This window comes from Chloroflexus sp., assembly GCF_034435895.1.
Taxonomy (GTDB): Bacteria; Chloroflexota; Chloroflexia; order Chloroflexales; family Chloroflexaceae; genus Chloroflexus.
In genome coordinates this window covers 1-10129 of record NZ_DAOTWH010000338.1, presented here as the reverse complement: position 1 = coordinate 10129, position 10129 = coordinate 1, and the positions used below count along the sequence as shown (strand labels likewise).

General features: G+C 61.0%; 8 protein-coding genes. 4 read left to right on the top strand and 4 right to left on the bottom strand.

Features of this window, described 5'->3' with window-relative positions; all coding sequences use genetic code 11:
• Positions 1-397: 397 nt before the first annotated feature.
• The 3 genes from U9R81_RS18710 to U9R81_RS18700 all read right to left on the bottom strand — a co-directional run bounded on the left by U9R81_RS18710 (position 398) and on the right by U9R81_RS18700 (position 3110).
• Positions 398-1621, bottom strand: coding sequence for a tetratricopeptide repeat protein (locus tag U9R81_RS18710; RefSeq protein ID WP_322496927.1), 1224 nt, complete (start codon positions 1619-1621; stop codon positions 398-400).
• Positions 1622-1687: 66 nt separating this feature from the next.
• Positions 1688-2440: a ribonuclease PH gene (gene rph, locus U9R81_RS18705; protein ID WP_322496926.1), complete on the bottom strand. Its 753-nt coding sequence runs from the start codon at positions 2438-2440 to the stop codon at positions 1688-1690.
• A 70-nt stretch (positions 2441-2510) separates the two neighbouring features.
• Positions 2511-3110 (bottom strand): DNA-3-methyladenine glycosylase, encoded by a 600-nt coding sequence (locus U9R81_RS18700; RefSeq protein WP_322496925.1) that lies wholly within the window; start codon positions 3108-3110, stop codon positions 2511-2513.
• 505 nt (positions 3111-3615) lie between these two features.
• Between U9R81_RS18700 and selB the strand changes: the two genes are divergently transcribed.
• Positions 3616-5463, top strand: a complete 1848-nt coding sequence (selB, locus tag U9R81_RS18695; protein WP_322496924.1) for a selenocysteine-specific translation elongation factor — start codon at positions 3616-3618, stop codon at positions 5461-5463.
• A 107-nt stretch (positions 5464-5570) separates the two neighbouring features.
• On the top strand, positions 5571-6755 hold the full coding sequence (locus U9R81_RS18690; RefSeq protein WP_322496923.1) for a zinc-dependent metalloprotease: 1185 nt from the start codon (positions 5571-5573) through the stop codon (positions 6753-6755).
• A 52-nt stretch (positions 6756-6807) separates the two neighbouring features.
• Here the strand turns inward: U9R81_RS18690 and ligA are convergent, their stop codons facing one another.
• Entirely contained in the window at positions 6808-8853 is a 2046-nt protein-coding gene (ligA, locus tag U9R81_RS18685) for an NAD-dependent DNA ligase LigA (protein WP_322496922.1), read from the bottom strand.
• A 501-nt stretch (positions 8854-9354) separates the two neighbouring features.
• Between ligA and U9R81_RS18680 the strand changes: the two genes are divergently transcribed.
• Both U9R81_RS18680 and U9R81_RS18675 read left to right on the top strand, forming a co-directional pair.
• Complete coding sequence (locus U9R81_RS18680) at positions 9355-9567, top strand: hypothetical protein (RefSeq protein ID WP_322496921.1); 213 nt, start codon at positions 9355-9357, stop codon at positions 9565-9567.
• Between the two features lie 73 nt (positions 9568-9640).
• The coding region (locus tag U9R81_RS18675) for a COX15/CtaA family protein (RefSeq protein ID WP_416180993.1) at positions 9641-10129 on the top strand (489 nt) is incomplete at its 3' end.

The window sequence follows — 10129 nt, the reverse complement described above, 5'->3', positions numbered from 1 at the left end:
ATCGCCCCAGTGACGATGCCTGCCGCAGTGGCCGTGATGCGCGTCATGTCGCGGCATTTCGTCTCGTTATGGCGAACCCCACGCCGCTATGATTGTGACACATCGGTAAGCGGCTATGATGTGTCAGCGTGTATGCATACTGGCAAGGGCATGATGTGCCCGCAGTCATCCCCTCTACGTTCAGAAACCATCTTGTTGTGGGATAGCATCTTCTCTGCCCAGCCATGCATGCGCATTTCATCGGATACCTGAGTAAAAATATAGATCATTTGTTCTAAAATGTCAAGGACAGTTTGACGGGGTTACGCAGGGCCTAAAGCAGTTTGACGGTGAGTGCGCCAATAGTTTGTTGTGCCGAGCTGGCAGGCAAACCCTACCCCGAGCGCGTTCTTGCCGCCTACAACAAGCCATTGATCGCCAACCGGCGGTGGTGGCGGGTGTAGTAACGGATTTGGCGCGGCAGGTTGTCTTCGCTCGGCAGTGATTGCACGTGGTGAACCAGCCGTCCGGCAATCTGGTGAATCCGGGTGGTCTGCTCTGATAGTGGCAGGCGGGATAGTTCGGCTTCCCACGGCACGGTGCATTTGCCTTTCACCATCACGCCAATGATTTCAGGCAACAATTTGCTCTGCCGTGTCCAGTTGAGTGCGAGGCAGAAGCCGGGGCCGGGGGCGGGCAGCCGTTCGCGGGTGAGGCTGAAAAGATCGGCGGAATGGCCCACTGCAATCGCTATCAGGATCGGTGCGGTTGTTTCGGGCAGGTGGTGGAGGTTGAGCAGCGGAAGGTCGAGCAAGACAGCCAGCGCCGCGGCGAGCGGTTTGCTGGTAATGTCGGGTGCGGTGACGCCTCCCAAGCGCCAGTTACTACTCCGGGCTAAGGCAATGAAACGGTAGAGCGTGCGGGCAACATCGTACTCACTCAGGTGATAATTGGTCAAAGGCGCAATCGTGATCCCGTCGTCGGTTGCCGAACCAAGGCAAATGGCGCCCTCTTGCACGTAGAGGTCGTCTTTGAGACCGGTAGTCGCATGAAACTCGCGCCGCCGTTCGATGCTCTGCAAGCTAGCCAGCAATTCCAACTGTGCGTCGGAAGCCGGGGCGAGCGCCAACGCCTGTTGCCACGCTTGTTGCGCTTCATCATAGCGTTGCAACTGAAACAGGCAGCGGCCCAGCAGGTGGAAGACGGCCCAATCATCGTAGTAGCGCTGGCGTGGCGTTTCGAGCAGGGCCAGCGCCGTCGCGTACTCGCCGCGCGCCGCATGGATGTAGGCCAGTTCGAGTTGGGCGGCGGCGTCGCTGGGGTCAATTTCGAGGCAGCGGCGAAATTCGCGCTCGGCTTCGTCGTAGCGTTCAAGCTCGATCAAGACGTAGCCGAGGTTGAAATGGGCAAAATAGTCGTCAGCCAGATTGGCGACAGCGGCAAACTCTTCGGCGGCTTTTGCCAGCAAGCCTTGCTGCTGGTAGTGGAACGCCAGCGCATTGTGCGCATCACGCAAGGTCGGGTCGGCGGCAATTGCCATACGAAAATGAACAACTGCCGCCAATGGGCGCTGGGTGCGCTCAAAAGCCAATCCGTAGCGTAAGTGGCGACGACTGGCGACGCGCTTGGTCTCGTCGGTCATCCTTAGCCTCCTCGCCCGTTGTGACAGGTGACTGTTGCGAGCCATCACGTCGCAGGTAGCATGCTGTTACGGTTCTGATTCGCAGCTCACAGTATTGTTGGGCAGAACGCTGGCCAGTGCCGCGGCTTGGGCGGCGAGAATCTGGCGGATACCGCGTTCGGCCAGATCAAGGAGCGCATCGAGTTGGCTGCGACTGGCCGGTGTGCCTTCCGCAGTGGCCTGCACTTCGATAAATGCGCCCTCGGCATTCATCACGACATTGCAGTCGAGGTCAGCTTGGCTATCTTCCTCGTAACACAAATCGAGCAGCATGACGCCTTGAAAGATGCCGGCGCTGACCGCAGCTACGGGGGTGAGGGCCGGCATGCTCTCGACGGCGCCGCTGCGCGCGAGATAATCAACCGCTAGCGCAAGCGCCACGTAGCCGCCGCTAATCGATGCGGTGCGGGTGCCGCCGTCGGCTTGCAAGACATCGCAGTCAATCGTGATAGTGCGTTCGCCGAGGGCGCTGAGATCGACCGCTGCCCGTAACGAGCGCCCAATCAAGCGTTGTATCTCTTGGGTGCGCCCGCTGGGGCCATTGCGTTCGCGGCGGGTGCGCTGCAATGTCGCTCGGGGCAGCATCGCATACTCAGCCGTAACCCAGCCGCTCTGCTGGCCGCGCATCCACGCCGGCACGCCGTCTTCGATCGTAGCCGTGCAGAGCACGCGGGTGTTGCCATACGCAATCAGCGCCGATCCTTCCGCATACGGAGCGGCGCCAATCTCAATTGAGATAGGGCGCAGTTGATCTGGCGCCCGGCCATCGCTTCGCATCATACGCAACCGTTTCACTCCTTCTTGTTCAGCATCATACCATACGCAACAACATCATACAACGTGCAATTGCTTAACTTTGCCGGATAGCGCGCCGGGTTTGCCAGAGGTACCAGCAGGCGACGCTGCGGTACGGTTGCCAGCGTTCACCAAGCGCAAGCAGCTCACGGGGTGATGGCATCTGCGGCAACGCATAGACTAACCGCGCGGCGTCGCGCAGACCAAGATCGGCGGCGGGCAGTACGTCAAGCCGTCCGAGCGCAAACAGCAAGTAGATTTCCGCTGTCCAACGGCCAATCCCTTTCACTGCCGTCAGTTGGGCAATGATCGTCTCATCAGCGAGCATCGGGAAGCGGGCGAGTTCGAGGCGCCCGCTCGCAATCCGCGCGGCAAGGTCGCGCAGATAGGCACTCTTTTGCGCTGAGAGGCCGGCGGCGCGCAAGGCGCCTTCTTCAGCGGCAAGGATGGCTGCCGGGGTGAGTTCGCCAAGCGCCGTTTCCAGCCGGTTGCGGATAGTGCGGGCGGCGGCGAGCGAGATTTGCTGGCTGATGATAGCATAGGCCAGCGTCACGAAGCCGTGTGGTTGCGGTTGAAGCGCAAATGGCCCGATCTGTTCGATCCACGGTGCAAGGTGTGGATCAGCGGTGCAGAGGTGTTGAAGCGCGTGCTCCATAGCGGTGTTATTTTCAGGCCCCCACCCCAACCCTCTTTAATGAGGTGGACAGAACATCTGCATTCTAGCACAGCCGCCCTCCCTTTCTGTTCGCTTTGCGCTTTTGCGTTGACGCCCTCACCCCCCACCCCTTCTCCCACCTCACGGTGGGAGAGGGGGTACGTTTTTTTACCGCCGAGGGCGTGGAGGACGCAGCGAGGGAAAGGGAGCGGTGATCCCAATCCCCTTTGCGTCCTCGGCGTGCTTTTGCGCCTTTGCGTTGACGCCCTCATCCCCCCGGCCCCTCTCCTACCTGACGGCGGGAGAGGGAGAGCCGCTGCGTGGCGGACAAGGTTTTGCAGGAACGGAATGCAGCAACGCCCCGCTCCCGCGCCGCGGGAACGGGGTAGGGGTGAGGGTGAAATGCAATGGCAACGGCTACGCTCTCTGCCTACCGCTCGTGTGATTTTCACCGTACAATATAATCAGTGCCATTGTAATCGATCTTGCAAGGCATGGATCGCCAATGTTTGTTATCGGCACTGCCGGCCACGTCGATCACGGCAAATCAACCTTGGTCAAGGCCCTGACGGGCATCGACCCCGATCGGCTAGTGGAAGAACAGCAGCGTGAGATGACGATCGATCTGGGGTTTGCGTGGCTCACCTTGCCGAGCGGGCGGGAAGTGAGTCTGATCGATGTGCCCGGCCATGAACGGTTTATCAAGAATATGCTAGCTGGCGCCGGCGGGATCGACGCGGTGTTGTTGGTGATCGCCGCCGATGAGGCGGTGATGCCGCAGACCCGCGAGCATCTGGCGATTATCGACCTGCTTGCTATCCGTCACGGGATCGTGGTGTTGAGCAAGATCGATCTGGTTGATGCCGAGTGGCTGGCGCTGGTGCGTGATGAGGTGCGGTCAGCATTAGCCGGGAGTGCGCTGGCAACCGCGCCGGTGGCGCCGGTCTCGGCCCGCACCGGCGCCGGGTTGGCCGAGTTGGCGCAGATGCTGGATCGTCTGCTTGATACTCTCCCGTTGCGCAATCGGGTTCATGGCGCGTCGCGTTTGGCGATTGACCGCAGTTTTGCGGTGGCCGGCTTTGGCACCGTGGTGACGGGCGTGCTGCGTGATGGCCCGCTGAGCATTGGCCAAGAGGTTGAAATCGTGCCGCAAGGGTTGCGAGCGCGCATTCGTGGTCTCCAGATTCACCAGCGTCCGATCGAACAGGCGCTGCCCGGCACGCGGGTAGCGGTAAATTTGGCCGGCGTTCACTACCGTGACGTTGGGCGCGGCGATGTGCTGGCCGTGCCGGGGACATTGACCCCGACCACGTTGCTCGATGCGCAGGTGCGGGTGGTGCGGGATGCGCCGCCGCTGCGCCACAATATGGCGCTCGATCTCTTTATTGGCAGCAGTGAAGCGCCGGGCCGGTTGGCGTTGCTGGCCGCTGACGAGCTAGCCCCCGGCGAGGAGGGATGGACCCAGATCCGGTTGGCGAAACCGGTGGCGGCGGTGGCCGGTGATCGCTTCATCTTGCGCATTCCCTCACCGAGCCAGACAGTAGCCGGCGGGGTTGTGGTCGATCCGCATCCGCCGCGCCATCGCCGGTTTCGCACTGATGTGATTGCGGCGCTGGCCCTCCGGATGCAGGGTAGTCCTGCCGAGCGCATCGGGCAGGCGCTGGCCGATGGTCGGCCCCGTCTCCGGGCCGAGGTGATGGCTGCCGCCGGCGTGACCGAGACTGAAGCGGCGACGGCCTTGCCGCTGTTGCTGGCGAACAGGCAGATCGTCGCGCTCGGCAATGACGGGTTGATCAGCGCCGCTGGCTGGGAGGCGCTGCGCGCAACTTTACGCGCGACACTGGCGTCATACCACCAACGGTTTCCGCTGCGGCGCGGGATACCGCGCGAAGAGGCGCGGCAGCGGCTGCAAGCGCCGGCACGGCTCTGGCCGGCGATACTGGCGACGGCGCTGGCTGAGGAATGGATCAAGGCTGACGAGACCACGGTGCGGTTGGCCGATTTTACGCCGCAACCCACCGCTGGCCAGCGGCGGCAACTCGATCAGCAACTGGCGGCGATGGCCCGCACTCCGTATGCACCGCCAACTCCTGATCTTGAGGGCGAGCTGCTGGCGTGGGCGCTCGACCAAGGGTTGCTGGTGAAGATTGCGCCCGATCTCTACCTGTTGCCTGCCGCTTACAGCGAGATGGTTGCGTGGGTGCGGGCCGCGATCGAGACGCAAGGCAGCCTCACTGTCGCCCAACTGCGCGACCATTTCGGCATTTCGCGCCGCTATGCCGTCGCCCTGCTTGAACATCTCGACGGACGGCGGATCACGCGCCGCCGAGGTGATGAGCGGGTGTTGGCGTAGGAAATGGGGCAGTTGTCCATTGAACAGTGGACAACTGCCCATGAAGCGTGATAGACTCTGAGGAGTTATCCCAATTCATTGCAGCATCCATTGGAAAGGAGCTGGCATTGGCAAGCAATCAAAACGATTTCCGCCGGTTTGGCACTGCCCTCTTGTTAGGCATGGCCGCCGGTTTAGCGGCGCGCTACTATTTCGAGGCGCGCGCGCGCAACGATAATCGTGTGCAGACCGGCCTGATTGACTGGGAGCAGGCCCGCCAAGCGGCGTTACGTATCTCGCAATGGGAACAGGCGCCGGTTGATAACCGCGCCTTTCGCTGCGAGCAGTATGCGCGCATGGTGGCAATCAGCGAGCCGCTGATTGCGGATTATCTCGGCGTGCGCTTGCGTGAACCGGTCAGCCGCATCTTCGTCTTCGACCGGCGCGAATGGCTGGAAGCGAATATCAGCTCGTTTAGCCAGCTCTTCCGCCCGATCGAAGAGATGTACGAGAAGAATGGCGGTGGGCGCGGCGCGCTGGGCATGATCATGAATGATGTGAGCAGCAAGCTGCTCGGCGTGCAGATTGGCGGCTTATTGGGCTATTTGGCCCAGCGCGTGCTCGGCCAGTACGATCTGAGCCTGCTTTCGGCGGAAGCGACTGGCGGTGCGCTCTACTTTGTCGAGCCGAATATTGCCCGCGTGCAGCTGCAACTCGGTCTCAGCGACGAGGATTTCCGGCTCTGGATCACGTTGCACGAAATGACCCATGCCTTCGAATTCGAGGCGTATCCGTGGGTGCGCAGCTACTTCCGCGAACTGCTCGAACAGAATTTTGCCCTTATCAGCGGGCAAATGCTGAGCAGCGGCAACAGTCTGGTCGATATGCTCACGCGGTTGCTGCAAGGGATCGGCAGCGGTCAGCACTGGATCGAGACAGTGCTGACGCCTGAGCAGCGGGCGGTCTTTGACCGGATTCAGGCGCTAATGTCGATTATTGAGGGTTACGGCAACCACGTGATGAACGCGGTTGGGCGCCGGCTCTTGCCTAGCTTTGGCCAGATCGAACACCAGATCGGCCAACGCCAGCGCCAGCGCACGCTGCTTGATCAAATGGTCTTCCGTCTCACCGGCCTCGATCTTAAACTGGCGCAATACCAGCAAGGCGAAGCCTTCGTCAACGCCATCGTCGCCGCTCGCGGCATTGGCTTCGCCAGCCGGGTGTGGGAGCGGCCAGAGAATCTACCGACTCTCGACGAGATCCGCAATCCGGCCCAGTGGATGATCCGGATGGATCGGCAAGGTGGGTGGTAGAGGCGGTAGCTGTAAGGGCGGGTTTGCAACCCGCCCTTACGCTTATCGCCTATCACCCCTCCCCAATCAACGCCAGCAACCCCGCCTCATCGAGCACTGGGATGCCAAGTTGCTGCGCTTTGGCCAGCTTGCTGCCGGCATTGGCTCCCGCGACCACATAGCTCGTCTTTCTGCTCACGCTATCGGTCACTTTACCGCCGTGGGAGACAATCAACTCGCTGGCCTGCTCGCGGGTCAGCGACGGTAGCGTACCGGTCAGCACAAACGTCTTGCCGGCGAGCGCATCGCTCTGGCGTTCGCGTTGGGCGCCGCCATCCATCTGTACCCCAGCGGCGCGCAACTTCTCGATCAAGGCTCGATTCTCTGGCCGGGCAAAGAAATCGACAATACTCGCCGCCACCACCGGGCCAATGCCGGGAATCTGCTCAAATTCCTCTTGGCGTGCATTCATAATCGCGTCGAGTGAACCGAGCGCGTTCACCAAGGCTTGTGCGGCCACCGTACCCACATAGCGAATGCCCAACCCGACGATCAGCCGGTCGAGCGGGCGGTGGCGGGCAGCGTCAATCGCGGATAGCAGATTAGCGATCCGCTTAGGGCCAAAACCTTCCAGCCCTTCAAGCTGTTCCGGCTTGAGGTAAAACAGATCGGCCACATCGCGCACCAGACCGAGCTGCACAAAAAGTTCGGCCTGCTTTTCGCCCATACCCACAATATCGAGCGCCCCCCGGCTGACGAAATGCTCCACCCGGCGTACTAGTTGGGCTGGACAGATGCTGAAGTTATTGCAGCGCCACGCCGCCTCGCCGGGTTCGCGTTCGAGCGGCGAACCGCACACCGGGCAATGGGTCGGGAATTGCCATGGCCGTTCGCTGCCATCGCGACGGGCAACCACCGGCCCGACCACATACGGGATCACATCGCCGGCCCGCTTCACAATCACGTAATCGCCGATGCGAATGTCGCGCTGGGCAATATAATCGGCGTTGTGCAAACTGGCATTGCGCACCGTCACCCCGCCAATCTGCACCGGTTCTAGTTCGGCATTCGGCGTCACCACGCCAGTGCGGCCCACATTGACGGTAATCTCGAGCAAGCGCGTGATAGCCTCGCGGGCCGGGAACTTCAACGCGATGGCCCAGCGCGGATCGCGCCCGACCACGCCGAGTTCGTTCTGTTGGGCAACAGCATCGATCTTAATCACCATCCCGTCGGCTTCGTAAGGCAACGAATCGCGCCGGGCCATCCATTCTTCACAATAGGCCAGCACCTCGGCAAAATCAGTAAACCGGCGCGCGTCTTGATTGACCGGAAAACCGAGCGCGCGCAGGTAGCGCAGCGTCTGCCACTGGCTAGTCAGCGCCACCCCCTCGACCGGACCAACGCCATAGGCAAAAAAGCGGAGTGGGCGGGCGGCGGTGATCGCGGGATCCTTCTGGCGGAGCGAACCGGAGGCAGCATTGCGCGGATTGGCGAAAATCCGCTCGCCAGCGGCGGCGAGCCGGTCATTCAGCGCCTCAAAATCAGCGGTGCGCATGTAGACCTCGCCGCGCACCTCAATGAGCGAAGGCAAATCTGCCGGCAGATCAGGGTCGCGCATGCCATCGAGCGGGTGCAATGTGAGCGGAATGCTCCCGATTGTGCGTAGATTAGCGGTCACATCCTCGCCAACCTCGCCATCGCCGCGGGTCGCTCCTTGCACGAAACGGCCATCGCGATAGGTCAGCGCAATCGCCAAGCCATCGATCTTGGGCTCGACCACATACGCGATCGCGGCATCGTTCCCGAGCAGCCGCAGCACCCGATCGCGCCATGCCAGTAAATCGGCAGTAGTAAAGGCGTTGCCAAGCGATAACATCGGCTGGGGATGCTGCACTTTGGCGAACTGGCTGGCTGGTGTGCCACTCACGCGCTGCGTCGGCGAATCGGGCGTGATCAATTCAGGGTGGTCTGCTTCGAGCGCGCGCAATTCGGCCATCAGCGCGTCGTACTCGGCATCGCTCACAATCGGATCATCGAGGACGTAATAGTGGTAATCGTAGCGGCGAATCAACGCGCGCAGCTCAGCAATGCGCTGCGCTACATCTGGTTGGCTCATCAGTAACTCCATGGTCATAAGAGAAATCCGCCAAAGGTACTACTCAAAATGAGGAAAAGGTAGTACCGTTGGGGGGTTGCGAGAAAGTAAAAGAACGGTTACAATACATACACCCCCCCCACACGAGACCCGCTGGCAGTTGCCAGGGGGTTTCGTGTTTCTGGCGATTGAATAATGCGAACATCCGTGCATTATTCTAACACAACTTGGCAGGATTCGATGCGAGTGGCTCGCATCCGCGCGCAATGAACCGCTCTTCATGCTTTCTGTCCTCTCCGCTGTCATATCACCTTACATCAGTGTGCAGCCCGTTGTCATGCTGTAATACCGGGCTACCAGATTGATAGTTAACGGATCTCAACCAAGAAAACCGCATCACAGCGCCGTAAAATGCATTTCGGTATCGAAATGTTCATTGTTGGGATAGCAGGCGCATGGTATAATTCCGCTAGTGCCATTTTCGTGAAAAAATCTACGAAATATCATTGGTTGAGGATTACAATGTTAGCATGGTTCATCTTCTGGATAGCAGCGGTTATCGCAGTCGGCGGGCAAATTCCCTTGATCGTGGCGGCGTGGCGTCTGTACCGCCAGCCTTCGACAGCGCCGGCCAATGTGCCGCGCAGCGATGGTCGGGCCGATCTCGGCTGGACGCTGGTAACTGCGGTGGGGACGCTGGCGCTGTTCGTGGCGGCGTATGCGGCGTTGCCGTAGCGTGCATTTCAACAAAGCAAAACGGCATCATCCCCTTGCAGTATTCTCTAATGTGAGCAGAGCGAGGATTAGTATGGCGGCTCGTCATCTCGCGCGAATCTTGTTGATTGGATTGCTTTTAACTTTGGCGACAATCATTTCCGGCGCGCTGGTCACGATTTCGGCCAGCGCCACGGCATGCCCGTCGTGGCCGTTGTGCCTTGACGCCTTGAGCGGCGAGGCGAATCCGCTGGTGTGGATTTCGCTCGGCCACCGCTTCATTGTCGCGCTTGCGTTGCTGGCGGTGATTGGCAGTGCGTGGATGGTGTGGCGCGCGCCGGAAACGAAGGGTGCGCCACGGTGGACGGCGTTGGGCGCAGTGGCGCTCTTCTTGTTGCAGGCGCTGGCCGGCGCGTTGCTGGTCTGGGGCATGCCGGCGATGGTGGCCGATGTCTGGCATCTCACCGGCGCGTTGCTGGCGTTTGGCGCGCAGACGCTCACCTTCTTGCTGGCGGTTGTGCCGGCCCAGCCGGTGACGGAGCGGCTGGCTGGACGGGCGGCGCAAACCCAACGCCGCTTGCGC